21 protein-coding genes are annotated in these 26,564 nt (G+C 69.9%); 13 read left to right on the top strand and 8 right to left on the bottom strand.

Annotated features, from left to right (window positions below):
* Positions 1 to 9: 9 nt before the first annotated feature.
* The 3 genes from JNUCC0626_RS04020 to JNUCC0626_RS04010 are packed head-to-tail and all read left to right on the top strand — an operon-like array spanning position 10 to position 5,669.
* Positions 10 to 1,017, top strand: a complete 1,008-nt coding sequence (locus JNUCC0626_RS04020) for a pyridoxal-phosphate dependent enzyme (protein WP_394618281.1) — start codon at positions 10 to 12, stop codon at positions 1,015 to 1,017.
* On the top strand, positions 1,014 to 2,126 hold the full coding sequence (locus JNUCC0626_RS04015; protein WP_394618280.1) for an ArgE/DapE family deacylase: 1,113 nt from the start codon (positions 1,014 to 1,016) through the stop codon (positions 2,124 to 2,126). Before JNUCC0626_RS04020 ends, JNUCC0626_RS04015 begins: the two co-directional genes overlap by 4 nt.
* A gap of 30 nt (positions 2,127 to 2,156) precedes the next feature.
* Positions 2,157 to 5,669 (top strand): helix-turn-helix domain-containing protein, encoded by a 3,513-nt coding sequence (locus JNUCC0626_RS04010; protein WP_394618279.1) that lies wholly within the window; start codon positions 2,157 to 2,159, stop codon positions 5,667 to 5,669.
* A 136-nt stretch (positions 5,670 to 5,805) separates the two neighbouring features.
* Here JNUCC0626_RS04010 and JNUCC0626_RS04005 read toward each other — a convergent pair whose 3' ends face one another.
* From JNUCC0626_RS04005 to JNUCC0626_RS03990, 4 genes are read right to left on the bottom strand one after another with little or no spacing between them, the layout of a single operon-like run.
* Complete coding sequence (locus JNUCC0626_RS04005; RefSeq protein ID WP_394618278.1) at positions 5,806 to 6,798, bottom strand: acyltransferase family protein; 993 nt, start codon at positions 6,796 to 6,798, stop codon at positions 5,806 to 5,808.
* The gene (locus tag JNUCC0626_RS04000) at positions 6,795 to 7,748 is read right to left on the bottom strand and encodes a D-alanine--D-alanine ligase family protein (protein ID WP_394618277.1); all 954 of its coding nucleotides are present in this window, start codon (positions 7,746 to 7,748) and stop codon (positions 6,795 to 6,797) included. Before JNUCC0626_RS04000 ends, JNUCC0626_RS04005 begins: the two co-directional genes overlap by 4 nt.
* On the bottom strand, positions 7,745 to 8,848 hold the full coding sequence (alr, locus tag JNUCC0626_RS03995; RefSeq protein WP_394618276.1) for an alanine racemase: 1,104 nt from the start codon (positions 8,846 to 8,848) through the stop codon (positions 7,745 to 7,747). The genes JNUCC0626_RS04000 and alr overlap by 4 nt, the downstream gene beginning before the upstream one ends.
* The gene (locus JNUCC0626_RS03990) at positions 8,833 to 9,450 is read right to left on the bottom strand and encodes a M15 family metallopeptidase (RefSeq protein ID WP_394618275.1); all 618 of its coding nucleotides are present in this window, start codon (positions 9,448 to 9,450) and stop codon (positions 8,833 to 8,835) included. Before JNUCC0626_RS03990 ends, alr begins: the two co-directional genes overlap by 16 nt.
* Before the next feature lie 167 nt (positions 9,451 to 9,617).
* Here JNUCC0626_RS03990 and JNUCC0626_RS03985 point away from each other — a divergent pair, with 167 nt between their 5' ends.
* From JNUCC0626_RS03985 to JNUCC0626_RS03975, 3 genes are all read left to right on the top strand, one after another.
* Positions 9,618 to 10,469: an NAD(+)/NADH kinase gene (locus JNUCC0626_RS03985; RefSeq protein ID WP_394618274.1), complete on the top strand. Its 852-nt coding sequence runs from the start codon at positions 9,618 to 9,620 to the stop codon at positions 10,467 to 10,469.
* Positions 10,466 to 10,939: a GNAT family N-acetyltransferase gene (locus JNUCC0626_RS03980; RefSeq protein WP_394618273.1), complete on the top strand. Its 474-nt coding sequence runs from the start codon at positions 10,466 to 10,468 to the stop codon at positions 10,937 to 10,939. The genes JNUCC0626_RS03985 and JNUCC0626_RS03980 overlap by 4 nt, the downstream gene beginning before the upstream one ends.
* A gap of 71 nt (positions 10,940 to 11,010) precedes the next feature.
* Positions 11,011 to 11,955 carry an alpha/beta fold hydrolase gene (locus tag JNUCC0626_RS03975; protein WP_394618272.1) on the top strand — a complete coding sequence of 315 codons (945 nt, stop codon included), beginning with the start codon at positions 11,011 to 11,013 and terminating at the stop codon, positions 11,953 to 11,955.
* On the opposite strand, the gene JNUCC0626_RS03970 is transcribed toward JNUCC0626_RS03975, so the two are convergent.
* Positions 11,948 to 13,333, bottom strand: a complete 1,386-nt coding sequence (locus tag JNUCC0626_RS03970) for an MFS transporter (RefSeq protein WP_394618271.1) — start codon at positions 13,331 to 13,333, stop codon at positions 11,948 to 11,950. The two genes, JNUCC0626_RS03975 and JNUCC0626_RS03970, sit on opposite strands and share 8 nt — an antisense overlap.
* Positions 13,334 to 13,382: 49 nt before the next feature.
* Between JNUCC0626_RS03970 and JNUCC0626_RS03965 the strand changes: the two genes are divergently transcribed.
* On the top strand, positions 13,383 to 14,054 hold the full coding sequence (locus tag JNUCC0626_RS03965) for a TetR/AcrR family transcriptional regulator (protein ID WP_394618270.1): 672 nt from the start codon (positions 13,383 to 13,385) through the stop codon (positions 14,052 to 14,054).
* Here the strand turns inward: JNUCC0626_RS03965 and JNUCC0626_RS03960 are convergent.
* Together JNUCC0626_RS03960 and JNUCC0626_RS03955 are read right to left on the bottom strand one after the other, a co-directional pair.
* A complete protein-coding gene (locus tag JNUCC0626_RS03960) occupies positions 14,044 to 14,823 on the bottom strand; it encodes a GNAT family N-acetyltransferase (RefSeq protein ID WP_394618269.1) in 780 nt (259 codons plus the stop codon). The two genes, JNUCC0626_RS03965 and JNUCC0626_RS03960, sit on opposite strands and share 11 nt — an antisense overlap.
* Positions 14,824 to 14,845: 22 nt before the next feature.
* Positions 14,846 to 15,832 (bottom strand): helix-turn-helix domain-containing protein, encoded by a 987-nt coding sequence (locus JNUCC0626_RS03955; protein ID WP_394618268.1) that lies wholly within the window; start codon positions 15,830 to 15,832, stop codon positions 14,846 to 14,848.
* A gap of 97 nt (positions 15,833 to 15,929) precedes the next feature.
* Between JNUCC0626_RS03955 and JNUCC0626_RS03950 the strand changes: the two genes are divergently transcribed.
* A complete protein-coding gene (locus JNUCC0626_RS03950) occupies positions 15,930 to 16,892 on the top strand; it encodes an alpha/beta hydrolase (protein WP_394618267.1) in 963 nt (320 codons plus the stop codon).
* Here the strand turns inward: JNUCC0626_RS03950 and JNUCC0626_RS03945 are convergent.
* Complete coding sequence (locus JNUCC0626_RS03945; protein WP_394618266.1) at positions 16,876 to 18,879, bottom strand: cellulase family glycosylhydrolase; 2,004 nt, start codon at positions 18,877 to 18,879, stop codon at positions 16,876 to 16,878. The two genes, JNUCC0626_RS03950 and JNUCC0626_RS03945, sit on opposite strands and share 17 nt — an antisense overlap.
* 144 nt (positions 18,880 to 19,023) lie before the next feature.
* On the opposite strand from JNUCC0626_RS03945, the gene JNUCC0626_RS03940 reads away from it, so the two are divergent.
* The 5 genes from JNUCC0626_RS03940 (at position 19,024) to JNUCC0626_RS03920 (ending at position 26,562) form a co-directional block, all read left to right on the top strand.
* On the top strand, positions 19,024 to 21,660 hold the full coding sequence (locus JNUCC0626_RS03940; RefSeq protein ID WP_394618265.1) for a glycoside hydrolase family 9 protein: 2,637 nt from the start codon (positions 19,024 to 19,026) through the stop codon (positions 21,658 to 21,660).
* Positions 21,661 to 21,748: 88 nt separating this feature from the next.
* The gene (locus tag JNUCC0626_RS03935; RefSeq protein ID WP_394618264.1) at positions 21,749 to 22,765 is read left to right on the top strand and encodes a LacI family DNA-binding transcriptional regulator; all 1,017 of its coding nucleotides are present in this window, start codon (positions 21,749 to 21,751) and stop codon (positions 22,763 to 22,765) included.
* A gap of 745 nt (positions 22,766 to 23,510) precedes the next feature.
* Positions 23,511 to 24,791: an ABC transporter substrate-binding protein gene (locus JNUCC0626_RS03930; RefSeq protein ID WP_394618263.1), complete on the top strand. Its 1,281-nt coding sequence runs from the start codon at positions 23,511 to 23,513 to the stop codon at positions 24,789 to 24,791.
* A complete protein-coding gene (locus JNUCC0626_RS03925; RefSeq protein WP_394618262.1) occupies positions 24,791 to 25,750 on the top strand; it encodes a carbohydrate ABC transporter permease in 960 nt (319 codons plus the stop codon). Before JNUCC0626_RS03930 ends, JNUCC0626_RS03925 begins: the two co-directional genes overlap by 1 nt.
* On the top strand, positions 25,750 to 26,562 hold the full coding sequence (locus JNUCC0626_RS03920) for a carbohydrate ABC transporter permease (protein WP_394618261.1): 813 nt from the start codon (positions 25,750 to 25,752) through the stop codon (positions 26,560 to 26,562). The genes JNUCC0626_RS03925 and JNUCC0626_RS03920 overlap by 1 nt, the downstream gene beginning before the upstream one ends.
* Positions 26,563 to 26,564 lie beyond the last annotated feature (2 nt).

Genomic DNA, 26,564 nt, shown 5'->3' with positions numbered 1-26,564 from the left:
GCTGGACCGATGATCCACGCCACCCGCACGCTGTCGAGCATGAAGTTCTCGCGGCCACAGGCCCGCAGCTGGAGATGCCCGCCCGCCCCCGCCGAGGTGCGGGACTTCCACGCGGGCCTGCCCGACTACGCGCCCACTCCGCTGACCGAACTCCCGAGCCTCGCCGCCGAGCTCGGAGTCGGCCGACTGTTCGTCAAGGACGAATCTTCCCGGCTCGGCCTGCCCGCTTTCAAGGCTCTCGGTGCCTCCTGGGCCGTGCATCAGGTCCTCAAGAACACAAAAGGCCAGGTCACGCTCACCACCGCAACCGACGGCAACCACGGCCGCGCGGTCGCCAGGATGGCCCGGCTGAACGGCCACAAGGCGCACGTCTTCGTTCCCGACGCGGTCCCGGCGCCCGCGATCGAGGCGATCCGGCAGGAGAACGCCCAGGTCACGGTCGTCGACGGCACGTACGACGACGCCGTGGCGCAGGCCGCGAGTGCTGAGGGCGTCCTCGTGCAGGACATGGGCTGGCCCGGCTATGAGGAAGTCCCGGCGTGGATCGTCGAGGGCTACGGCACGCTCTGCCACGAGATCGACGAGCAACTCCCCGCAGAACCCGACCTCGTCGTCATCCCGGTCGGCGTCGGCTCGTTCGCCCAGGCCGTGATCACCCACTACCGCAGCCACGAGACGGACACCCGGTTGCTCGCGGTCGAACCCGACACCGCCGCCTGTGTCTTGGAGAGCCTCCAAGCGGGAGAACTCAAGACCATCCCCACCGGCACCACGATCATGGCCGGGCTCAACTGCGGCACGCCGTCCGCCACCTCCTGGCCCTACCTGAGCAACGGCCTCGACGGCGCCGTCGCGATCTCCGACGAAGAGTGCGCCAAGGCCATGCACGACCTCCACGCGCTCAACGTCCACTCCGGACCGTGCGGCGCCGCACCCCTGGCCGGGCTCCGCAAAGTCCGCGGAGACCTCGGCGAGCTCGGCACCGTCGTTCTCATCAGCACGGAAGGACGCCCGTGAACCCCCGTGACCTCCTCGCGGACCTGATCGCGATCGACTCCGTCAACCCCGACCTCGTGCCCGGCGGCAACGGCGAGGAAGAAATCGCCGACTTCTGCACCACCTGGTTCCACCAGAACGGCTTCGAGGTCCACCGCCTGGAACAACGCCCCGGCAGGCCGTCGATCGTCGCCGTCAAGAAGGGCACCGGCGGCGGGAAGTCGTTGATGCTCAACGGTCACATGGACACCGTGGGGCTCGCGGGTTACGACGGCGACCCGCTCGAGCCCAGGATCGAAGACGGCCGAATGTACGGGCGAGGCACGTTCGACATGAAGGGCGGCATCGCGGCCATGATGGTCGCCGCCGCACGCGCCACCGAACGCCCGTTGCGTGGCGATGTCATCGTCGCGTGCGTGGCCGACGAGGAACACGGCAGCACGGGCACGGCAGAGGTACTGGAGTCGTTCACCTCCGACGCCGCCATCGTCACCGAGCCCAGCCACCTCGAGGTCACCCTGGCGCACAAGGGTTTCGTGTGGTTCGAAGTCGAGATCGAAGGCAAGGCGGCGCACGGCTCACGCCCGGAGCTCGGCATCGACGCCATCGCCAAGGCGGGCCACTTCCTCGTCGCGTTGGAGCAGCTCCAAGAAGACCTGGCCACCGGACCGAGGCACCACCTGCTCGGCACCGGCACGGTCCACGCCTCGCTCATCACCGGCGGCGAGGAGGCGTCCACCTATCCGGCGAGCTGCAAGATCACCCTCGAACGCCGCACCGTCCCGGGCGAGTCACCGCAGCAGGAACTCCAAACCATCCTAGACCACCTCACCACCACGGTCCCGGACTTCCGAGCCACGCTCACCAGAGGCCTCGCCAGAGACCCGTTCGAGGCCGACCCGGACGCCGAGATCGTGAGAACCCTCATCGCCCACCTCGACGCCGAACCGATCATCCGCGCCGAGCCGTTCTGGACCGACTGCGCGCTGCTCGACCAGGCCGGCATCCCCTGCCTGCTGTTCGGCGTCGACGGCGCGGGCGCCCACGCGGCGACGGAGTACGTCGACCTCGCCTCGCTGGACCGGTTGACCGACGTGCTCACCGGCACGATCACGGCGTTCTGCGGCTAGGTTCTTGTCCCGGGGAGAGGGGAACCGGGGATGCCGCGCAAGGAAAGACCGCTCGACGCGGGCGACTCGGCCGTGCTCGCGTTCGCGCGGGAGCTCAGGTCGTTGCGGGAACGGGCGGGCAGCCCGACGTACCGCCAGCTCAGCTCGGTGACGCACTACTCGGAGGCGGCGCTCTCACAGGCCGCCGCCGGGCGCAAACTGCCCACGCTCCAAGTCACCTTGGCCTACGTCCGGGCGTGTGGTGGCTCGGAGGAGGAGTGGGAACGCCGCTGGCACGCGACGGCGGCCGACGAGCCACGGCCGGAGCACGACGTCAGCTCGCCCTACGCGGGCCTGACGCCGTTCGGGCAGGACGACGCGGAACGGTTCTTCGGCCGCGACCGCCTGATCGACAAACTCGCCGAACGCACCAGAACCCAACGGCTCGTCGTGGTCGTCGGCGCCTCCGGAGCAGGCAAGTCGTCCCTGCTCAGAGCAGGTCTGCTGCCCAGGCTCGACAACGCCGTCCTGTTCACCCCGGGCCAGCACCCCCTCGACGAACTCGCGAAGAGCACCTCCGGCACCGTGCTCGTGGTCGACCAGTTCGAGGAGATCTTCACCCTCTGCGACGACCGCGACGTCCGCCGCCGGTTCGTGGACGCCCTGACGAAGCACCGCGTCGTCATCGGAGTGCGCGCCGACTTCTTCGGCCACTGCACCGACTTCCCGGTGCTGGTCGACGCGATGGGCAACGGCCAGATCACGGTCGGCCCGATGAGCACCGACGAGCTGCGCGCCGCGATCATCCAGCCCGCCCGCCGGATCGGGCACACCGTCGAGACCGCGCTGGTCGCCGAACTCGTCGCGCACTGCGCCGACCAGGCGGGCGCGCTGCCGTTGCTCTCCCACGCGCTGCTGGAGACCTGGCACCGCCGCAAGGGCAACACCCTGACGCTGCAAGGGTTTCGCGCCGCCGGAGGGTTCGAGGGAGCGCTAACACGCACGGCCGAGTCGGTGTTCGCTGGCCTCACCGAACGGCAGCAGGACCTCGCCCGCTCGTTGTTCATCAGGCTCACCGCGATCGGCGACGGCACCGAGGACACCAAACGCCGGATCAGCCGCACCGAACTCGACGACGACCCGGACACCGCGACCACGCTGGAGACGCTGACCACCCACCGGCTGATCACCGTCGACCGCGACCGCGTCGAGATCACGCACGAGGCGTTGCTGCGCTGCTGGCCGCGACTGCGCGAGTGGCTCACGGCCGACCGCGACGGCCTGCGCGCCCACCGCGACCTGGCCGAGTCGGCGGCCGTGTGGGAGTCGCTGCACCGCGACCCCGGCGCGCTGGTCAGGGGCGCGCGGCTGGGCGCGTTCCGGCCGTGGCTGCTCGACCCGCCGCACCCGCTGACCGCCCGCGAACGCGAGTTCCTCACCACCAGCGTCACCGCGGAGTCCGCGGAACTGGCCAGCACCCGGCAGGGCCGGCGCCGGCTCCAGATCCTGGTCGGCCTGCTGACCATGCTGCTGATCATCGTGACCGGCATCAGCGTCACGGCGATGCAGGCCACCTCCGAAGCGACCAGCCAACGCAACAGCGCGCTCTCGCAGAAGGTCGCCCAGGACGCGAAACGCCTGCGCGGCACCGATCCCGCCCTCGCCGCCCAGCTCGCGCTCGCCGCCTACCGCCTCTCCCCCACGCCCGACGCCCGCAGCGCCGTGCTCAGCTCGTTCACGCCGTCCTACGCGACGCGGCTGACCAGCCACACCGACAACGTCAACTCCGTCGCGTATTCACCGCAACGCTCGCTGCTCGCCAGCGCCGGGCGTGATCACACCGTGCGGGTCACCGACATCGCCGACCCGCACCACCCGCGCGAGGTCACGACGCTCAACGGCCACACCGACAACGTCGTGAAGGTCGCGTTCAACGCCGACGGCACGATCATCGCCACGGCCGGATGGGACCGCACGGCCCGTTTGTGGGACTCCAGCAGCGGCGCGTTGCTCGCCACCATCCCGCACGACGACCAGGTCAACGCGGTGGCGTTCGACGGCGGCGTCCTCGCCACCGGGAGCACCGACAAAACGGTGCGGCTGTGGGACATCTCCGATCTGCGCGTCGCCCGGCAAACCGCGGTGCTGCCCCACCCCGACTCGGTCATCTCGCTCGCGTTCGGCGGTGGCGAACTCGTCGCGGGCACGTGGGACGGCAGCACACTCGTGTGGACCCTGACCGGCACGCCCACCAGCCGCGTCCTGCCCGGCAAGGGACCGGTGCACGCCGTCGCCGTCAGCCCCGACGGCCAGACCATCGCCACGAGCCACGACCGGGACGTCAAGATCTGGCCGAAGACCGGCGAACCGCGCACGTTGACCGGCCACACCGACGTGGTGCGCGGGCTCGCGTTCAGCCCCGACGGCCGTCTCGCAAGCACGTCCGTCGACCGCACGGCCCACGTCTGGGACCTCACCCAACTCGAGCCGCTCGTGCTCGCCGGCCACACCGCGGGCGTCGTCGCGGCCACGTTCGCCGGCTCGGTGCTGGCCACCGCGAGCGACGACCACACGGTGCGGCTGTGGGACCTGCCCGGCGCACTCCTGCAGGCGCACAGCGACTCCGTGTACTCCGTCGCCGCCCACGGCAAGATCATCGCGACCGGCGGGTACGACCGCGTCGTGAAGCTGTGGCAGGACGGCCGGCTGCTGCACACCCTGACCGGGCCCGCCGACGCCGTGAACTCCGTGAAGTTCTCGCCCGACGGCAGGACCCTGTACGCCGCGAGCGCCGACCACCGCGTCCACCGCTGGGACATCAGCGGAACGCCGGTGAAGCTCCCCGACCTCGCCGGGCACGCCGACGCGGTCAACGCGCTCGCGATCAGCCAGGACGGCACGACGATCGCCACCGCCGGCACCGACCGGACCATCGTGCTGTGGGACGCGCGCACCGGCTCGTCGCTGGGCACCCTGCTCGGCCACGCGGAGTCGGTCGAGGCGCTCGCGTTCAGCCCCGACGGCCGTCGCCTGGCCAGCGGGTCGTCCGACTTCAGCGCCCGGATCTGGGACGTCGGCACGCGCCGGGTGAACGCTCACATCGCCAGCGGGTCGCACGCGGTCAAGTCCGTCGCGTTCAGCCCGGACGGCACGCTGCTCGCGACCGGTGGCACCGACTTCGCCGTCCGCCTGTGGGACGTGGCCTCCGGTGCGCAGAAGGCCGAACTCACCGGCCACACCGACACCGTGCACGCCGTCGCGTTCTCCCCCGACGGCACCACGCTCGCCAGTGCGAGCGCCGACCACGGCGTCCGGCTGTGGCGGGTGGCCGACCGCACGCCGTTCGCCACCCTGTCCGGCCACACCGAACGGGTGTACGCGCTCACGTTCCTGCCCGGCGGCCACACGCTGCTCAGCGCGGGTGGCGACCGGACGGTCCGGGCGTGGGAGGCCGACGTCGAGCACGCCGCCACGCGCGTCTGCGCCGCGGTGTCGCCGCTCCTGTCCGCCCCCGACTGGAACCGCCACTTCCCGGACGTCGACCCCGCCCCGCCCTGCACCTGATCGTCAGAACGACGATCGAGGCAGACCCACTTCCTCACTCATCGGAAGATCCCCCTTCTCGCACCAGTAGTTCTAGCGAGAAGGGGTTCTTCACGGTCGAGCCGCGCCGCTGAAGAATCAACGATGAACAACCAGGTCAGGGCTGTGCTGCGGGTTCTTTCGCACGTCCTGCCCAGCGCATGACCGGTTCCTCGACGAAACGCCACGACAACGCCGCCGCCACGACCGTGAGCACCGCCGCGATCGGCCCGGCGGCCGCGCCGAGGTCCGGCCGCAGCCACAACGTCAGCGGGTAGTTCCAGAGGTAGGCGCCGTAGGACAGCGTGCCGAGCGCGACCAACGGCTTGATCGGCGTCGCCACCTGCTCCCACTTCGACCACGCGAGCAGCAGTACCGCCGTGCAGGCCGCGATCGCCGGTCCCGCGCCGAGGTACGTCACCGCGTGGCCCCGCAACGGCACGACCGACAGCACGGCCAGGCCGGTCAGCGCGATCGGCACACCCCACCTCGGCGCGCTGGTCAGCTTGAGCCGGGTCGCCGCGCCGATCACGAAGCACACGAACCACGACGTCGGCAGCGCGTAGGCGTTGTCGGCGTGCGGCCACAGCCAGATCAACGTCGCCGTGCACGCCGCCAGCGACCCGAGCGCGGCGACGGCCAGCACCGCGCCGGTCCGGTTGCGCACCCAGGCGAACGCCAACAAGGCGGGCCACAGCAGGTAGAACTGCTCTTCGGTGGCGAGCGTCCAGCCGTGGAACGCCGCCGGGCTCACCCCGCTGATGGGCAGGTTGCCGGTGAACGTGACCAGCACGAGCACGGTCCTGAGCAGCTTGTCGCGCTCACCCAGCGGGTCGAACACCAGCGTGACGAGCACGAACACCAGCGTGAGCGCTAACAGCGCCGGCAGCAGGCGCCGAGCCCGGCGCGCGTAGAAGCGCTTGAAGTCGACGCGTCCCCTGGTCTGCAACTCGCGTTGCAGCACGCCGGTGATCAGGTAGCCGCTGAGCGTGAAGAACACGACCACACCGACCACTCCGGCACCGGGGAACACGTCGGGGAACGCGTGGCGCAGCATCACCAGCAGAATGGCGATGCCGCGCAGCACGTCCAGTCCGGCGATGCGCCTCACCGCATCGCTCCCCGGATCAGCTTGTCCAGCAGGTCCGGATAGGACAGTCCGGCGGCCGCGAACATCTTGGGCACCTGCGACTCCGCCGTCATGCCCGGCATGGTGTTGACCTCGTTGAGCACGAACCCGTCCGCGGTCAGGAAGAAGTCGACGCGCGCGAGCCCGCGGCAGCCGAGCGCCTCGTAGACCCGCAGCGCCGCGTCCTCCAACGCCTTGAGCTCGGTGTCGTCGAGCGGCGCCGGGATGACGAACCTCGCGCTGCCGTCGTACTTCACCGTCGTGTCGAAGAGTCCCGGCACCTGGATCTCCAGCGGTGGTCCGGTCCGACGGCCCTCATCCGGGTCGTCCAGCACCGCGACGTCGATCTCCCGGCCGGACAGGACCTCCTCGACGAGCACCCGGTCGTCGAGTTCCAACGCCCTGCGCACGGCCGGTTCGAGGTCCTCCTCCCGCTGCACCAGGGCAACCCCGAAGCTCGACCCGGCCGCCACCGGCTTCACCACGACCGGGCCGCGGAAGTCCGCGGTGGACGCGTCGGTGACCAGCGCGCCCTTCGCCGTGCGCACCCCGACGGCCTCGGCGACGAGCTTGGTGGCCCACTTGTCCATCGCGAGCGCACCGGCCCGCAACGGCGACCCCACGTACGGCACGCCCGCCAGTTCGCAGAGCCCTGCCAGCGTGCCGTCCTCTCCCAGCGGCCCGTGCACCAGCGGCAACACCACGTCGCACGTCGACAGCACGTCGAGCGCGGCGGCCAGGCTGCCCGAGGTGAGCGTGTCCAACACCTGTCCATCAGGCCCGAGCCATCGGCCGTCGCGGCCGATGGTGAGCGCTACCACCTCGTACTTCGCCGGGTCGAGCGCCGCCCGCACGGACGCCGCCGACGCCACCGAGACGTCGTGCTCGCAGTTCTGCCCGCCACCGATCACGGCGACGCGGATGCCCCTCATCGAACGCTCCTCCGCACCCTCGCCCCGATGCCCGTCACGATCTCGTGCGGGATCGTGCCCGCCCAGCGAGCCCAGTCCGCCACCGTCGGCTCGCCGTCGTCCCCCGGTCCGAAGACCACCGCCTGATCCCCCGTCTCCAGCACGTCATCCCCTGCGTCGACCACGACCTGGTCCATCGAGATCACCCCGGCGACCGGCCGCCGCCGTCCGTTCACCAGCACCTCCGCCCGCCCGGAAGCGGTGCGGGGCAAGCCGTCCGCGTACCCGACGGGCAGCAGCGCGAGCGTCGTCGCGCGGTCCGTCACGTAGGAGTGGCCGTAGCCGACGCCCGTGCCCGCCGCGACCCGCCGCACCTGGACCACCGGCGCCGTCAGCCGCAGAGCGGAGCGCAGCCGGGTGGTCCCGGACGGGTCGATCCCCACGAGTCCGGCCCCGATCCGGACGACGTCGAGGTGCGCGCTCGGGTCAGTCAACGCCGCGCTCGTGGCCGCGAGGTGCCGCACCGATGGCCGCAACCCCGCCTGACGCGCCATCTCGACCCCGCGCAGCAACGCCTTGCGCCCCGGTTCGTTCAAGCCCGGCACGTCCGCGCACGGCAGATGCCCCATGACACCCACGACCCTGACCCGTCCGGCCAGTTCCGCCCGGCGGGCCGCGGACATCAGCGCGAGCCAGGTGTCCGGCGCGGCCCCGTCCCGTGCCATGCCGGTGTCGAGTTGGAGGTGCACGCGCACCCCGCCGTCCAGTGCCGCGAGGTGCTCAAGGCTCGGCACGCTCAGGTCGATCCCGTGCCGGATCGCGGTGTGCACGTTCACATCGACCGGGTTGAGCCAGCTCAGCACCGGAACGTCCACACCGGACCCGCGCACCGCCACCGCCTCGGCGAGCGACGTGACACCGATCCAGCGAGCCCCCGCCGCGACCGCCGTCCGCGCGACGTCGCCGAGCCCGTGCCCGAACCCGTCCGCCTTCACCACGGCCATGACGTCCCCGCGGGCCCACGAGACGAACCGCCTCGTGTTGTCGGCCACCGCGGCCAGGTCGACGTGCAGCGTCGGCGCGACGGCCGCCTGGCGGAGTGTGGTCACACGCGCGCCCACGCAGGCACCTCCACCGGTCCGTAGAGGGCGTGGTCGGCGCCGGTCAGCAACGCCCAGTAGCGGTCGCCGTAGGACCAGTGCCACCACTCGGTCGGGTAGTTGACCAGGCCCGCGTCACCCAGCGCGGCGGCGAGCACCGTCCGGTTGTGGCGGGCCTCGTCGTCGACCTCGGCGGCGAAGAAGCACCTCCCGTCGCTCTCCTCGGGCGTCGCGTCGACGGCCGTGCCCATCCACAGCTCGGCACCGGACGACGTGACCAGGGTGAGGTCGACCGCGGCGCCCGCGACGTGCGGCGCGACGGCCAGCGGTGCCACGAACCGGCTGGACAGCCGCCCGATCTCGACCTCGTCGGCCGCCGGGTGCAGTTCGCGCAGTTCGGCCGTGTACCGCTCGATGATCGCGTTCTGGTCGGCGATGGCGCGGTGCCCCTCGATCACCCGCAGGTCCACACCGGACGGCAACAGCGCGCGGGCCACGTCGAGTCGTCGCGCGAGGCCTTCCCGCACCAGCACGCCAGGCGCGAAGTCCAGTGGTACCAACGGGTCGGAGTTGTCGAGGACCCGGACGGCACGCACGATCGGATCGGCTAGCAGGATGGTCATGCAGCCAACCTAGGAACGTGCGTCCTTTGCGGACTCCTCCTGGCGGCCACCCGGCCCCGCCGAACGGCCGGTTCCCCGGCAGGCCCATCGGCCGTTAGGACGAGGTCCCCCACGCCGCTCCGAAATTCGGCAGACTGTGGTCGTGACCCGACTGAGGACGATCTGACGTGCACGCCGCTGGCATCGTGCTGCACCCGCAACGCGACTCCGCCCCCGCCGTCGAGGCGATCCTCGGCTGGGCGACCAACCGCGGCGTCGAGATCCTGGGCATCAAGGACGAGATCCAGCGCCTGCGCTGCGAGGCGACCCCGGTGACCGCCGAGGAACTGGGCCGCAGGGCCGACCTGGTGGTGAGCCTCGGCGGTGACGGCACGATGCTGCGCGCCATGCGCCTGGCCGACGGCGAGAAGGCCCCGGTACTGGGCGTCAACCTGGGCAAACTCGGCTTCCTGGCCGAGGTCGACGTGCCGGACCTGCCCGCCGCGCTGTCCGCGATCGACGCCCGCGACTTCAGCGTCGAACCACGACTCGCGATCGACGCGGAGTTCCCCGGCCACCGGGTCACCGCCTTCAACGACATCGCCGTGGTCCGCATCCCCGGCGAGGGCAGCGCGCGCGTCGCCGTGCACGTCGCGGGCCAGCCGTTCGTCAGCTACGCCGCCGACGCCGTCATCGTCGCCACCCCGACCGGGTCCACCGCCTACAGCTTCTCCGCGGGCGGCCCGATCACCAGCCCGTCCGTCGAGGCGCTGCTCGTCACCCCGGCCTCACCGCACTCCGCCTACAACCGGGGCGTGGTGCTGTCCGTGCACGACGAGGTGGACCTCGACCTCCTGCCGTCGAGCGGCCGCCTGGCCGTGGAGGTCGACGGCATGGTCGCGGGGTACGTCGAACCGGGTCAGCGGGTGTCGTTGCGGGGCAGGGCCGCCGCGGCTCGGGTCGTGCGGCTCGGGATGACGACGTTCTACCAGCGGGCGCGGCGCAAACTGCACCTCACCGACTCCGCCGAGCTTTCGTGAGGCTGCGCGCGTGGACCGAGGCCGACGCGGCCTGGTACGCGGAGGCGATCAGGGATCCCGAGGTCCAGCGCTACACCACCGACCCGCCCACGATCACGGCGGAGCAGGTCGCGGCCGCGATCGCCGCACTGCCCGCGAACCCCTCGGCCGCCTCGTTCTGCATCGAGGACGGCGGTGAGCGCTGCGGCAACGTCGCCGTCGACTTCACCGACGGCATCGGTCACGTGTCGTACCTCGTGGCCGCACCGGCTCGTGGCCGGGGGCTCGCGACCAAGGCGCTCACGGAGTTCGTGGCGTGGATCCTCACCCACCACGCGCCGGCCGAGCTGAGGCTGTGGACCCACCGGGACAACGCGGGCTCGCGCAAGGTCGCCGAACGGGCCAGGTTCGTCCGCGACCCCGCCCGCGACGAGGACCGCGAGATCAAGTGCGAGATCTGGCCGACCGTCGCGTACCACCTCGTTCCCTGACCTCCACCCGCTCTCAAGCGCCGCTTGTTCGGATGTCCGCGCCGGGCAACGAGACAGGGGGGCGCAGGACGATGGAGCTGAACAGGCGCAAGGTGTTCGCACTGGGTGCGGGCGCGGCGCTCGCCGCGAGCACGGGCACCGCCCAGGCCGAGTCCGGGAGGGCACCCGAGCCGAACCTCCCCGGCTTCAAGCACAACTACGCCAAGGTCAACGGCGTGCGCCTGCACTACGTCACCGGCGGACGCGGTGAGCCGCTCCTGCTGCTGCCGGGCTGGCCGCAGACCTGGTGGCTGTACAACAAGATCCTGCCCGCGCTCGCCCAGAAGTTCCGGGTGATCGCGGTCGACATGCGCGGCCAGGGCTCGTCGGACAAGCCCGCGGGCGGGTTCGACAAGAAGACCATGGCGACGGACCTGCACGAGCTCGTGAAGAAGCTCGGCTACGACAAGGTCAACGTCGTAGGCCACGACCTGGGCAGCATGGTCGCGTTCTCCTTCGCCGCCAACTTCCCGGACGCCACCAAGAAGGTCGCGTTCATGGACGTGCTGCACCCCGACGAGAGCTTCTACCAGATCCCGCTGCTGCCCCCGCCGGGCGGATTCAGCGTGTGGTGGTTCGCGTTCAACCAGGTCATGGGCCTGCCGGAACAGCTGCTCGCCGGCCGGTTCCGGTACATGGTCGACTGGCTGTTCGCGAACACCGCGTTCACGCCGTCCGCCATCGACGAGCGCTCGCGGCGGATCTACGCGCAGAACTACGACTCCGCCGAGGCCATCCGCGCGAGCAACGGCTGGTACCAGGCGTTCCACCAGGACATCGCGGACGGCAAGACGTACGCGAAGCTGACGCCGCCCGTGCTGGGGCTCGCGTCGATCTCGTCCTACGACCTGTTCCTGGGCGCGCTGCCGAACCTCGCGAACCAGTTCGAGGTCGTGCGGGTCGACGGGTCCGGCCACTGGCTCTGCGAGGAGCAGCCGGACTTCGTCACCGGCGAGATCGTGCGGTTCTTCAGCTGAGCGTGCGCACCGGTTGTGCCGAGGGGATGAACGCCGCGACCACGACTGCCAGCAGCGCGGTCGCGGCGCCCAGGCCCATGATCAGCTGGAAGCTGAACGGCACGCCCACCTGCGTGAGCACCACACCCGCCACCGCGCTCGACACCGACGTGCCGATCGCGCGCATCAGCGAGTTGAGGCTGTTCGCCGCAGCGGTTTCCGACGTCGGCACGGCGCCCATGATCAGCGCGGGCATCGCGCCGTAGCCGAGGCCGATGCCGGCACCGATCACGGCCGAGATCACGACCAGCTGCCACACCGCGGTCAGCATGAAGATCCCGATGCCGTACCCGAACGCGACGACCAGGGCGCCGAGGAGCAACGTCGCGCGCGGGCCGCGGGCGTTCGAAATCCGGGCGGCGAACGGTGCCGTCGCCATCATCACCAGGCCCGACGGCACCAGCACGAGGCCGGTGACCAGCAACGACTGGCCGAGGCCGTGACCGCCGACCGGCAGCTGCAACACCTGCGGCAGCACCAGCGACTGCGCGAACATGGCGAACGCGAACACCAGCGACGAGATGTTGGTCAGCAACACCTGACGGCGGACCGTGGTGCGCAGATCGACCAACGGCTCGCGCGTCCGCAGCTCCCACCAGCCCCACGCCCCGAGCACCACCGCCGCCGCGACGAAGAGCCCGGTCACGGACCCGCCGCTCCACTCGGACGCCTTCGAGACGCCGAGCAGCAGGCAGATCAACGCGACCGAGAGCCCGACCGCGCCGAGCAGGTCGAACCGGCCGCCGCCACGCACGGGCGACTCGGGCACGTAGACGAGCACCGCGGCCAGCACCAGGACCCCGACGCCCGCCGACGTCCAGAACAACATGTGCCAGTCGCTCTGCTCGACCAGGATCGCGGCCGCGGGCAGGCCCAGCGCGCCGCCGACACCGAGTGAGGCGCTCATCAACGCCGTCGCGCCGGCCAGCCGTTCGATCGGCAGCTCGTCGCGCATGATGCTGATGCCGAGCGGGATCACGCCGACGGCCATGCCCTGCACCACCCGGCCGATGATCAACGGCACCAGCGAGTAGCTCAGCGCGGCGATGACCGAGCCGACGACCACCATGAGCAGGCTGACGATCAGCATGCGGCGCTTGCCGAACATGTCGCCGAGCCTGCCGATCACCGGCGTCGCGACCGCGCTCGCGAGCAGGGTCGACGTGATCACCCAGGCGGTGTCGCCCGGTGCGGAGTTGAGGAGTGCGGGGAACCTCGGCAGGAGTGGGATGACCAGGGTCTGCATCAGCGACACCGTGATGCCGCCGAGCGCCAGGACGGCCACGACGACGTTCGGGCGCGTCACCGGACGCGTTTCTTCGAGGAGCACGTGACTCATACTAAGTCAGTCACTTGACTTAATATCGAGCGGTGCAAGGATGTCCCGGATGTCCGATGCGGGAGTGACGATGAACAAGGTGGACTGCCAGTCCAGGGCGGAGCGCGCGAACGCCACCCGTGAGCTGATCCTCACCGCGGCCGAGCGGCTGTTCGCCGAGCACGGGGTGGTGGCGGTGTCGAACCGCCAGGTCAGCGAGGCGGCGGGGCAGGGCAACAACACCGCCGTCGGCTACCACTTCGGCACGAAGGCCGATCTCGTGCGGGCCATCGCGCGCAAGCACCTCGCGCACGTCGAGGAGATCCGGCAGCGAATGGTGGCGGACCTCGGCCCGTCCCCCGACCTGCGCGACTGGCTCGACTGCCTGGTCAGGCCCATCACCGTGCACCTCGACACGGTCGGCAGCCCGACCTGGTTCGCCCGCTTCGGCGCGCAGGTGATGACCGACCCGACGCTGCGGCCGATCATCGTCGAGGAAACCCGCTCGTCCCCGTCGCAGGTGCGGATCATCGTCGGCCTGAACGCCTGCCTCGCGCACCTGCCGGACGAGGTGCGCGCCGAACGTCACGACATGGCCCGCCAGCTGCTGGTGCACATGATCGCCGAACGAGAGCGCGCCCTGGCCGACGGAACGCCGACCCCGCGCGCGACCTGGGGTGACGCCGCGACCGGCCTGGTGGACGCGCTTCTCGGCATGTGGCGCGCCCCGGTCAGCCCTTGAGCGCGTAGAACCGCATCGGCGAGTTCGGCTCGAACCCGATCCGCGGGTAGACCGGCGCTCCCGCCACCGTGGCGTGCAGCGTGGCGCGGGTGATGCCGGTCGCGCGCCCCGCCTCGAACAACGCCTTGCGCGTCACCGCCTCGCCGTACCCGCGCCGTTCGAGACCGGGTTCGGTCGCGACCAGCACCACGAACAGCCGCCCGTCCGTCTCGACCGCGCCCGCGCACGCCACCGGCACCCCGTCGCGCAGCCCCAGGTACGCGTGCACGCCGGTCTTCCACAGCGCGGAGCCCGCGATGCCGTCCCGCCCGGCCTCCAGCGGGAACCCGTAGGCGCGCGAGTTGATGTCCGCGTACGCCAGCAGCTGCTCGTCGGAGGTCACGCGCTCGAACGTCAGCTCCGGGTGCGTCGGCTCCGGGATCGGCAGCACCTCCCCCGCCATCCCGACGCCGGGAAACGCGAACGCCAGCCCCGCCGCTTCGGCCAGCGCGTCGAGGCGAACGCCGGCAACCAGGTCCTCGAACACCCACAGGAAACCGGTGTTCTGCTTGGCGCGCATGACCTCGGCCGCCTCCGCGAACCGCTTCGGGAGCAGGTCGCGGTCGGTCTCCGTGAGCGTGACGCAGTTCCAGAACGGGAAGAGGCAGTCCGCCCACCGCACCGCGAGGCCGGGCAGGTCGCGCACGTCGGCGTCCGGGTTGCGGTCCAGCACCATCGCGTGCCAGCCCGTGGTCAGCTGCTCCACGGACTCCGCCGTCAGGTTGATCATTGCCCCGAGCTTAGGCCCTGACTCAGGCGTTCTCGCGCAACCGCCGCAGCATCAACGCCAGGTGCAGCCGGAACCGTCCGGACGCCTCGTCCAGTCCGAACCCGAGCGCAGCCTCGGCGCGGGCCAGCCGGGCGGTCATCGTGCTGTGGTGCCGGTGCAGCACCGCCGCCGCCTTGCGCACGGAACCCGTGGCGCACAACGCGTCCAGCATCGTGATCATGCCGGGTTCGGCCGCGAGCCGGTCCAGCGCGCGCACGTCGGGCAACTCCTCGACGTCCGCGACGGCGAGTTTCTCGGCGAGCAACCCGAGGCTGCCGAGCTTCTCCCACCACACCACGGGTTCGCCGTCTGACGTGAACCTCAGCGCGGACCTCGCCGCCTGCCAGGACTTCACCGCGTCGATCGCCGGGAGCAGCGGCCCGACCCCGAGCCGTCCCGCCACCTCCGGCACCTCGGCGGTCAGCACCGCGCGCACGTCCCCCACCAACGCCGACCGGCCGGGCACCTCCCCGGTGGTGGCCAGCACCCGCAACGGCGCGGTGGCGTTGATGCCGAGCAGGTGCAACGCGCGCGAACGTTCCGCCGTGCCAACGCTTTCCGACAGCACCAGTTCGATCAACGCCGGATCGCCGAGTTCGGGCAACGGCACGCTGGAGTGCTCCAGCAGCACGGCGGCGGCGATCGCGAACCGTTCGAGCAGCATGTCGTCCAACGGCGCGGGCGGGCCGGGCCGGCAGACCCAGACCTCCACTCCGCCTTCGAGCGCGCGGACGGCGGCCCCCGCGGGCACCGGGCCCGCCGTGACTGGCCCACCCCCGTCGGCGTGCAGCGAGAGGCCCTGGCCGGGCGCGTAAAGCCCGGCGGCACACCCGGCGAGTTCGGACGTGCTGCGCACCAACGCGTCCAGGCTCGCCCGCTCGGTGATGAGGCGGTCGAAGAACCCGATCACCCGCACCGCGCTCTCGGCGTCGGCGTCCAGCCCGGACAACCTCAGCAGCAGGCCTCTCATCCCGTCACCATAACCCCGACAGCTGGCTGCGCGGAGGGTTCGAACGCCCGCCACGTGTCGGCTGCGCGCACAGCGGTACGAGGCGAGGATTGAGGACATGAGCTACAACGTCGATCCCGAACTGCTGCCTTGGCTCGACATGCTGCCGAAGGTGGCCCTCCCCGACTACGAGGCGCTGCAGGCCGCGCGCAGCGAACAGTCGCAGCTCGCCGACATGATGCCGCCCTACGAGCCGACGAACCCCGTCGACATCAGGGACGTCACGGTGCCCGGCCCGTCCGACTCCCCCGACGTGCCGGTGCGGATCTACAGCCCGGCGAACCGCGAAGGCCTGGTGCCCGGCCTGGTCTACATCCACGGCGGCGGGTTCATCCTCGGCGACCTCGACACGTTCCACGCGCACGTCCTGCGCATCGCCGACGAGCTGGGCATCGTCGTCGTGTCGGTCGACTACCGGCTCGCGCCCGAGCACCCCTTCCCCGCGCCCGTCGAGGACTGCTACGCGGCGTTGAAGTGGACCGCCGAGAAGGCCGACGAGCTCGGCATCGACCCCGCGCGGCTCGGCATCGGCGGCGAGAGCGCGGGCGGTGGCCTCACCGCGGGCACCGTGCTGATGGCGCGCGACCGGGGCGGCCCCGAGTTGTGCTTCCAGTTCCTCGGCATCCCCGAGATCGACGACCGGCTCACCACCGAGTCGATGACGGACTACGTCGACACGCCGATCTGGAACCGCCCCAACGCCATCTACAGCTGGACCGCCTACCTCGGCGGCGAGCCGGGCGGGGACGACGTCTCGCCGTACGCCGCTCCTGCCCGCGCGACCGACCTGAGCGGGCTGCCGCCGACGTTCGTGTCGACCTGCCAGTTCGACCCGTTGCGCGACGAGGGCGTCGAGTACGCGCGCCGTCTGTCGCACGCCGGGGTGCCGACCGAACTCCGGCTCTACCCCGGCACGTTCCACGGCTCGTCGCTGGTGGCGAGCGCGGCGATCTCGGTGCGGATGTTCGAGGACGAGGTCGAGGCGTTGCGGCGCGGTCTGAAGGTCACGGAGTCCCCGTGACCGTGCTGCCCGACCTGGTGACGTGGTGGGTGACGGTGGCGCCGCTCCAGTAGTGGAACGTCAGCGTCACCCGCGCGTTGTCGTTGACCTCGGCGAAGAACTCCGGGGTCAGGGTCGTGGTGCCGGCCGGGTAGTTCGGGGCGAACGCGCGGTCGAACTCCTTGAAGGAAGTCCAGTTGTGCGGTCCGGCGTTCGACCCGTCCGCGTACTTCGCCTCCATCGTGGCGAGCAGGTCGCCGCGGAAGTTCGTCGGGATCGCGAACGACGCCGTGGTGCCGGTCGACGCCGAGAGCACTGGTGTGTCGTGGGTGACGAGGTTGATCCGCCACGGCACGCCGGCCGAGAAGTGGGCCGTCAGCACGGCGTTCGTGCCGTAGTTCCGGGATCCGCTCAGCCTGGTCATCGCCGACGCGGTCAGGCTGAGCTGGTCGCCCGAGACGGTGTAGTCGGTGCCGCGCACCAGATCCGTGCTGCCCTGACGCAGGCCGGTGAACGTGGTTCCGTTGGGGTTCACCGTGATCGCCTTGGCGGCGATGGCACTGGAGCGGGCGCTGAAGACCTGGTCGGTCGACGCGGTGCCGGACCGGGTGGTCCAGCTCGACCTGATCTGCGCGGCGAGTTCGGGGTCGCTCCACTGGAACGACGTGCGGCCGAGGTGCTGGCCGTTGTCCCACAGCATCGTCGTGATCTTCTTGGTGCGCGCGTAGAAACCCAGGTGCTCGAAGAACTTCAGCTTCTCGCCCTGCTCGATCGTGCCGGTGTGCCGGTCGAACCCGAGCAGGCCGTACTCGCCGAGGATCACCGGCACGCCGCGTGCGACGAAGGTGGTGTGCACGCGGTCGAACGAGTCGGTCAGGTCCTTCTGCGCGGTCGCGTCGTAGCGGGTGCCGCCGGCGACGTTCACGCTGAACGGCCAGTAGCCGTAGTAGTGCACGGTCGCGGCCACGTTCGGGTCGCCGAACCCGCCGATCGACGTCGCGAGTTCGTCGAGCCGCGCCTGGTCCGACGAGGTGTGCAGGGTCGGCAGGACCAGCAGCCTGGTCGCGTTGGTGCCGCCCGATCCCCGCACGATCGTGCGGAACGACGCGTTCAGCTCGTGCAGCAACTGGGCGTTCTGGGCGTCGCCCGAGCTGCCGGTGAACTGCGGTTCGTTGACGCTCTCGAACACCAGCTGCTTCGGGGAGTCCTTGAAGGTGGTCGCGAGCTGGGTCCAGATGGCGTTGTAGCGGGCCAGCACGCCGGTCCGGTCGGACGGCATCGCCGAGATCCACTGCCACGAGTCGTGGTGGATGTTGATCATCACCTGGAAGCCGTCCGCGAGGGCCCAGCCGACAACCTCCTTGACGCGCGCGAGGTACGCCGCGTCGATGGTGTGCGCCGAGTTCTGGTGCTGGCCCCAGGTGACGGGGATGCGGATGCTCTTGAAGCCCTGCGCCTTCACGTTGTCCAGCAAGGCTTCCGTGACACGCGGGTTGCCCCAGGACGTCTCGTCGCTCCCCGTCGAGTCGAGGGTGTTGCCGAGGTTCCAGCCCGGTTGCATGGCCGCGACCTGGGCCATCGCGTCGCCTGATGGTGGTGTGCCGGGGCTGCCGGTGCACGCGACCCCGTTGAGGGAGAACGACTGCGGGGCCGTGTTCGCGTCGGACCAGCTGCCGTTGAAGCCGAAGGACACGGCGGCGTTCGGTTCGATCACGGCGTTGTACCCCGCGTTCACGGCCGTGACGTCGGCGCCCGAGGAGGTGACGGCGGCGTTCCAGGCGTGGGTGACCTTCTGCCCGGACGGCCAGGACCAGGTCAGCCGCCAGCCGTCGACGCGCTCGCCGAGGTTGGTGATCGTGACGTTCGCGGTGAACCCGCCCGACCACTGGCTCGGCACCGCGTAGTCGACCTTGCAGCCGGGTGCCGCCGCGGCCGGTGCGCCGCTCACCAGCCCCGCGGTCGCGACGACGAAAGCCGTTGCCAGCACGGCGAAACGTCCTCCGGGCACAGCGCACCTCCCCTGACCTGGGAACGTTCCCAGTTGGCCGCACTGTAACCAGCCGCTCCTTCTTGAGGAAGCCGCGCTGTCGATTCGACGTCGAACGCGAACTCGTTCCGCCGCAACGCTTTCATGACCGTTACAGTCCGCCGCATGGTCAGAGCCCTGACAGCCGTTCTCCTCGCGGTGCTCACCTGCACCGTCCCACTGACGCCACCCGCCACGGCCGCGCCCGCGTTCAACTACGGCGAGGCGCTGCAGAAGTCGGTCTGGTTCTACGACGCCCAACGCTCCGGCGTGCTGCCCGCGAACAACCGGGTGAGCTGGCGCGGCGACTCGGCGGTGCGCGACGGCTCGGACGTCGGTCTCGACCTCTCCGGCGGGTTCTACGACGCCGGCGACCACGTGAAGTTCGGGCTGCCGTTCGCGTTCAGCGTGTCGATGCTCGCCTGGGGTGCCGTGGAGAACCGCGCCGCCTACGCGAACTCGGGCCAGCTGCCGCACCTGCTCGCGAACCTGCGGCACGGCACCGACTGGATCATCAAGGCGCACCCGTCACCGAACGTCGTCTACGGCCAGGTCGGCGCGGGCAACCCGGACCACGCCTGGTGGGGCTCGGCGGAGGTGATGCCGATGGCACGCCCGTCGTACAAAGTGGACAGTTCGTGCCCCGGCTCCGACCTCGCGGGCGAGTACGCGGCGGCGATGGCGTCGGCGTCGATGGTCTTCAAGGACACCGATCCCTCCTACGCCTCAACTCTGCTCACGCACGCCAAGCAGCTCTACGCGTTCGCGGACACCTATCGCGGCAAGTACAGCTCGTGCATCACCGACGCCGCGAACTTCTACAACTCGTGGAGCGGCTACCAGGACGAGCTCGTGTGGGGTGCGATCTGGCTGCACCGCGCGACCGGTGACGCGAGCTACCTGACCAAGGCGAAGACCGAGTACACCAAGCTCGGCACCGAACCGCAGAGCTCCGAACGTTCCTACAAGTGGACCATCGCGTGGGACGACAAGTCCTACGGCGCCTACGTCCTGATGGCGAAGCTGACCGGCGAACAGACCTACATCACCGACGCCAACCGCTGGCTCGACTTCTGGACCACCGGCTACAACGGCAACCGCGTCCGCTACTCCCCCGGCGGCCAAGCGGTCCTCGACAGCTGGGGCTCACTCCGTTACGCGGCCAACACCTCGTTCGCCGCACTCGTCTACTCCGACTGGCTGTCCACACGCGACAGTGCACGGGCTCGCACCTACCACGACTTCGGCGTGCGCCAGATCAACTACGCCCTCGGCGACAACCCGCGCAACGCGAGCTACGTGGTCGGTTTCGGCACGAACCCACCACGCAACCCACACCACCGCGGCGCGCACGGCTCGTGGGCCGACAGCATCCAGGAACCGACGACGAGCCGTCACATCCTCTACGGCGCGCTGGTGGGCGGCCCCAGCACCAACAACGACGCCTACACCGACAGCCGCAGCGATTACGTGATGAACGAGGTGGCACTCGACTACAACGCTGGCTTCACCGGTGCGTTGGCGCGGCTGTACGGCGAGTACGGCGGCGCCCCGCTCACGTCGTTCCCCCTGCCGGAAACCCCGGACGGTCCCGAACTCACCGTCGAAGCGTCGGTGAACCAGAGCGCGCCCCAGTTCACTGAGGTCAAGGCCTTCGTCCTGAACCGCAGCGCGTGGCCCGCCCGCACCTTCAACGGCACGTTGCGCTACTACTTCACCCTCGACGGCACGACCACCCCGAGCCAGATCGCGGTCACCACGAACTACAACCAGTGCGGCGCGGCAAGCACCCCGATCCAGCACCGCGGTTCGACCTACTACGTCGAGATCCCGTGCACCGGCGTGGCCCCGGCCGGACAGTCCGCGTACCGCAAGGAGGTCCAGTTCCGCATCACCAGCACCGGCACCTGGGATCCCTCCAACGACTGGTCGTACACCGGCCTGGGCACCGGCAACACCGTCCAGCGCACCGACCGAGTGGTCCTGCGCACCGACCGCGTCGTGTGGGGCACCGAGCCCGGCGGCACCACCGAGGACACCCAGCCCCCGTCCGTCCCCAGTGGACTGACCGCCTCCGACACCCGTGCCACCAGCACGTCCCTCACCTGGACCGCGTCCATCGACAACGTGGGCGTAGCCGCCTACGACGCCCTCAACGGCACCACCGTCGTGGGCACGTCGACAACCACCGGCCTGCTCCTCACCGGCCTGACCCCGGACACGCCGTACTCGTTCTCCGTCCGCGCCCGCGACACCTCCGGCAACGTGTCCGCTTCCAGCACGTCTGTCACGATTCGCACGCTTCCAGGCACCACGAGCACTATGACCGTGCAGCACAAGGGTTCCGGCGCCCCCACCTCCAACCAGATCGGCGCCACCCTCCAACTCTCCAACCGCGGCACCACGCCGCTCTCCCTCTCCACCACCACGCTGCGCTACTGGTTCACCGGCGACGCCGCCTCACCCAACTACCAGGTGTGGTGCGACTGGTCCCAGCTCGGCTGCGCGACGATCCGCACCCGAGTGGTCAAACTCGCCACCGCCCGCCCAGGAGCCGACGCCTACCTCGAAGTCTCCTTCGCGTCCGGATCGCTGGCCGCCGGTGCCACCACCGGCGAAATCCAGGTGCGCGCGGCAAAGTCCGATTGGTCCACTTTCGACCAGTCCAACGACCACAGCTACCGAACCAGCGCCACCCTCACCGACTTCGACCGGGTGACCGCCCACACCGGCGACACCCTCACGTGGGGCACCGAACCCTAGACCTCGGGGCGGGACGTTCTGCGCGGCACAGGCGTCCCGCCCCGTTCCCACCAACGAGATAGCGCTCTCACGCCCCTACGATGGAGCCATGACGGAGACGCACCGACGCCCAGGCCCGCGCATCGAGGAGGTAGCGCGGCTGGCCGGGGTGTCCAAGTCGACGGTCTCCAGAGTGGTCAACGGCGAGCAGTACGTGAGCGCCAAATCCAGAACCGCAGTGGCCGCAGCCATCACCCACCTCCGCTACAGCCCGAACCAAGCAGCCCGCTCCCTGGCTGGCAGCAAGGCGAACGCAGTGGCCCTGATCGTCTCCGAACAGGGCAGCAGAGTCCTGAGCGACCCGTTCTTCGCCGGCGTCCTCCGCGGCGTGCACGCCGAACTCTCCGGCCGCCACATCCAACTGCTCCTGATGCTCAGCCGCCCAGAAGACCACAACGACCTCATCGCCTACCTGGCAGGCGGCCACGTGGACGGCGCCCTACTGGTGAGCCTGCACGGCGAAGACCCCCTCCCTCACCGCCTGAAGGAAATGGGCCTCCCGGCAGTGGCAGGCGGCCGCCCCCTCAGCACCCCTTCAATCCCCTACGTGGACTCCGACAACTTCACCGGCGGCCTGGACGCCGTACGACACCTCGTCTCCCTGGGCCGCACCAAAATCGCCACGGTCGCGGGCCCCAGAGACATGGCAGCAGGCCAAGACCGCCTGAGCGGCTGGCGAAGGGGCCTCAGCGAAGCCAGACTCCCCGCCAACCTGGTAGCCGAAGCCGACTTCACCCCGGAGAGCGGCGCCAAGGCCATGTCGGCCCTACTCGACCGCACCCCGGACATCGACGCCGTCTTCGCCGCCGCGGACATCATCGCCCTGGGCGCCCTCCAAGTCCTCCAGGCCCGAGGCCGCCGAGTACCGGAGGACGTGGCCGTGGTGGGCTTCGACGACTCACTCCTCGCCTCCACCGCCACCCCACCCCTGACCACAGTCCGCCAGGACGTAGAACAACTGGGCCGCACGATGACGTGGCGCCTGCTGGGCGAGCTGGCAGGAGACGCGGGCCTGCCGCCTTCGCTCCTGCTGCCGACGGCGCTGGTGCGGCGGGCGAGCGCCTGAGGGGCAAGGTCGCCAAGAGCTGAGTGACCAATGGCTTGAGGAGAACGCGGCCGCAGGCCAGGCCGTATGAGCGCAAGCATCGCGATGGCGCAGCCGAGCCACCCAAGACCCAACGGCAAAGCCGAAGGCGAGGCGTCCTTCTTGGCTAAAAAGACAACGCGCGCCCGAGCTACGCGATGCCGAAGGCGAGTCGACACTCTTGGCTGCACCGGCAAGCCGGTATCGGTGACGTGCCCGCCCGACGTGCCCACGTACGCGTGGGATTGGGGCTTGACTTCGGGTGCGAGGTGCTACCACTCGTGGCTCGGCCGGGCGCTTTTCAGCCCGGCCTTTCCGGTCCGTGAAGCGCCTCGCAAGGGCCCCGAAGTCAAGCCCCAATCCCTGTCGACGCGCCAGCGGCGATGAAACGACCCGGCTCGTCCAGGTCTGCACGACCACGCTGGAACGCGACGCACCCCAGCCCACCCCAGCCCCGCTGGAACCCCCACACCCAAAACCGCGCGGCGTGCCCACCCGAGCACCCAAAGTTAACCCTCCCGCCACATTTCCGGGAACGCTCCCAGGTTTCAAAACTGTGACCTGACCCACGAACCCCGAGGTCACCACCCCGCACACCCCCAAAACCCCAAGCCACACCCCGAAGTGTGTCTTGACACACGTTCGAAGCCAGGACGACACTCCTCCCCGTCTGGGAGCGCTCCCAGAATCTCCCAGAACCCGCCGCCGAGACCAGAGGAGTTCTCCCGTGCGACACCGTTGGATCAGCGTGCTGATCTGTGCCGCCACCACAGCCGCCGCCACCGCAGCGTGCGGCTCAGGCGGGGCGGCCAACCAGACCGCGGACGGAAAGACCGAGCTGACGATCGCGACCTTCAACGAGTTCGGCTACGAGGAGCTGTTCAAGGAGTACGAGGCAGCCCACCCGGACATCAAGATCACGCAGCGCAAGACCGGCCAGGGCCAGCCGCACCACCAGAACCTCTTCACCAAGCTCGGCGCGGGCTCCGGTCTCGCGGACATCGAGGGCGTCGAGGAGGGCTACCTCAGCCAGTTCATGTCGAAGGCCGGGCAGTTCAACGATCTCAAGGAGATCGGCCCGAAGGTCGAGGACGACCGCTGGCTGAAGTGGAAGACCGACGCGATCACCAAGGACGGCAAGCTCATGGGCTACGGGACCGACATCGGTCCGCTCGCCATGTGCTACCGCAAGGACCTGTTCGAGAAGGCCGGTCTGCCGTCCGACCCCGAGGGCGTGAAGGCGCTCTTCACGACGTGGGACGCGTACTTCGCGGCCGGTGACCAGTTCGTGGCCAAGTCGCCCGGCGTCGCGTGGTTCGACAGCGCCGCGCAGGTCTACAACGCCATGCACAACCAGCTGGAGACCGGCTACTACGACAAGTCGGACAAGCTGGTCGTCGACACCAACGCGGCCATCAAGGCCAACTGGAACACGGTGACCGCGGCTGTCGCAAAGGGACAGTCGGCGCGGCTCGGCGCGTTCAGCAACGAGTGGAACACCGGCTTCAAGCTCGGCAAGTTCGCCACCAAGACCTGCCCGTCGTGGATGCTCGGCGTGGTCGAGTCGCAGGCAGGGCCCGAGAACAAGGGCCTCTGGGCGGTCACCGACGCGTTCCCGAACGGTGGCGGCAACTGGGGTGGCTCGTACCTGACGGTGCCGAAGCAGAGCAAGAACCCGCAGAAGGCCGCCGAGCTCGCCGCGTGGCTGACCGCGCCGGAGCAGCAGATCAAGGCGTTCAAGGCCAAGGGCACGTTCCCGAGCCAGACCAAGGCTCTCGACGCACCCGAACTCCTCGACCAGACCAACGCCTACTTCGGTGACGTCAAGGCCGGCGCGCTGTTCGCCACGCAGGCCAAGAAGATCAAGGCCGCGCAGTACAAGGGTCCGGCCGACGGCCAGATCCAGGAGACGGTCTTCAGCCCGGCGCTGCAGTCGGTGGAGCAGGGCAAGAACGCCGACGAGGCCTGGAAGACCGCAGTCGAAGGTGCTCAGAAGGCGGCCAAGTAGTGACGGCCACTCTCTCCAAGGTTGACCGCGGGCGAGCCGACGAGGCTCACCCGCGGCCTCCGCGGCGCTACCGGCTCTCCAACGCCGACGCCAAGTACTCGCCCTACCTGTTCGTCGCACCGTTCTTCGTGCTGTTCGGGACCATCGGCCTGTTCCCGTTGCTGTACACGGCGTACGTCTCCCTGTTCGACTGGGAGATCGGCGACGACAACCCGGCGTTCGTCGGGCTGGAGAACTACCAGACGCTGTTCCAGGACGACCAGTTCTGGAACGCGCTCTTCAACACCTTCAGCATCTTCCTGCTGTCGAGCGCCCCGCAGATCGTCGTCGCGGTGCTGATCGCGGCACTGCTGAACGCCAACCTGCGGGCGCGCACCGGGTGGCGGATGGGCGTGCTGCTGCCGTACGTGGCGAGCCTGGTGGCGTTGACGATCATCTTCGGCAACCTGTTCGGCCCGCAGTACGGTCTGGTGAACGACGTGCTCGGGGTGCTCGGCATCGACCCGATCGACTGGCAGGCCAGCACGTTCGGCAGCCACGTCGCGATCGCGTCGATGGTCAACTGGCGGTGGACGGGCTACAACGCGCTGATCATCCTCGCCGCGATGCAGGCCATCCCGCGCGACGTCTACGAGGCCGCGCTGGTGGACGGCGCGAGCGCGCTCAGGAGGTTCTTCAGCATCACGCTCCCGATGCTGAAGCCCACGCTGATCTTCGTGATCGTCACGTCGACCATCGGCGGGTTGCAGATCTTCACCGAGCCGAAGCTCTTCGAACCGAGTGGCGGCAGCGGCGGCGGCACGGAGCACCAGTACCAGACCGTCGTGCTCTACCTGTACCAGTCCGCGTTCCAGGGCTACGACCTCGGATACGCCTCCGCGATCGCCTGGGTGCTGTTCCTGGTCGTCATCGCCGTGGCAGGCCTCAACTTCTTCCTCACCAGGAGGGCCGTCAAGTGATGCGACGACCGTCCTTCGCGATCTACGGCTTCCTCGCCGCGTTCGTGCTGGGCTCCGCTTTCCCGTTCTACTGGTCGTTCCTGGTCGCGAGCCGCGACAACTCGGTGCTGACGGGCGACTTCACGCTGATCCCCGGCGGCAACTTCTGGACCAACGCGACCAGGGTGTTCGACACGGTCCCGTTCTGGAAGGCGCTGGGCAACAGCTTCATCGTGTCCGGCACGGTGACGTTCTCGGTGGTGCTGCTGTCGACGCTCGCCGGGTTCGCCTTCGCCAAGCTGAAGTTCCGCGGCCGCGGTGTGCTGTTCCTGTTCGTCGTCGCGACGCTGGCGGTGCCGACGCAGCTCGGCATCATCCCGCTGTACATGGCGATGGCCGAGTTCGGCTGGGCCGGTGAGCTCGAGGCCGTGATCGTGCCGAACCTCGTCACCGCGTTCGGTGTGTTCTGGATGCGGCAGTACCTGCTCGACGCCATCCCCGACGAACTCGTCGAGGCGGCGCGGATGGACGGCTGCAGTCTGTGGCGCGCGTTCTGGCACGTGGCCCTGCCCGCCGCCCGGCCGGCCGCCGCGATGCTGGGCGTGTTCACGTTCATGCAGTCCTGGAACGACTTCCTGTGGCCGTTGGTGGTGCTCAACGCCGACAACCCGACGCTGCAGGTCGCGCTGGAGAAGCTCCAGAGCGGTTACTACGTCGACTACTCGCTCGTTCTTGCCGGAACCACGCTCGCGACGGTTCCGGTGCTCATCGTGTTCCTGGTTCTCGGGCGGCAGATCGTCGCCGGTGTCATGCAGGGCGCCGTCAAGGGGTGAAA

The sequence above is a fragment of the Lentzea sp. JNUCC 0626 genome (genome assembly GCF_043632865.1).
Taxonomy (GTDB): Bacteria; Actinomycetota; Actinomycetes; order Mycobacteriales; family Pseudonocardiaceae; genus Lentzea.
This window is presented reverse-complemented; position numbering and strand designations above follow the sequence as displayed.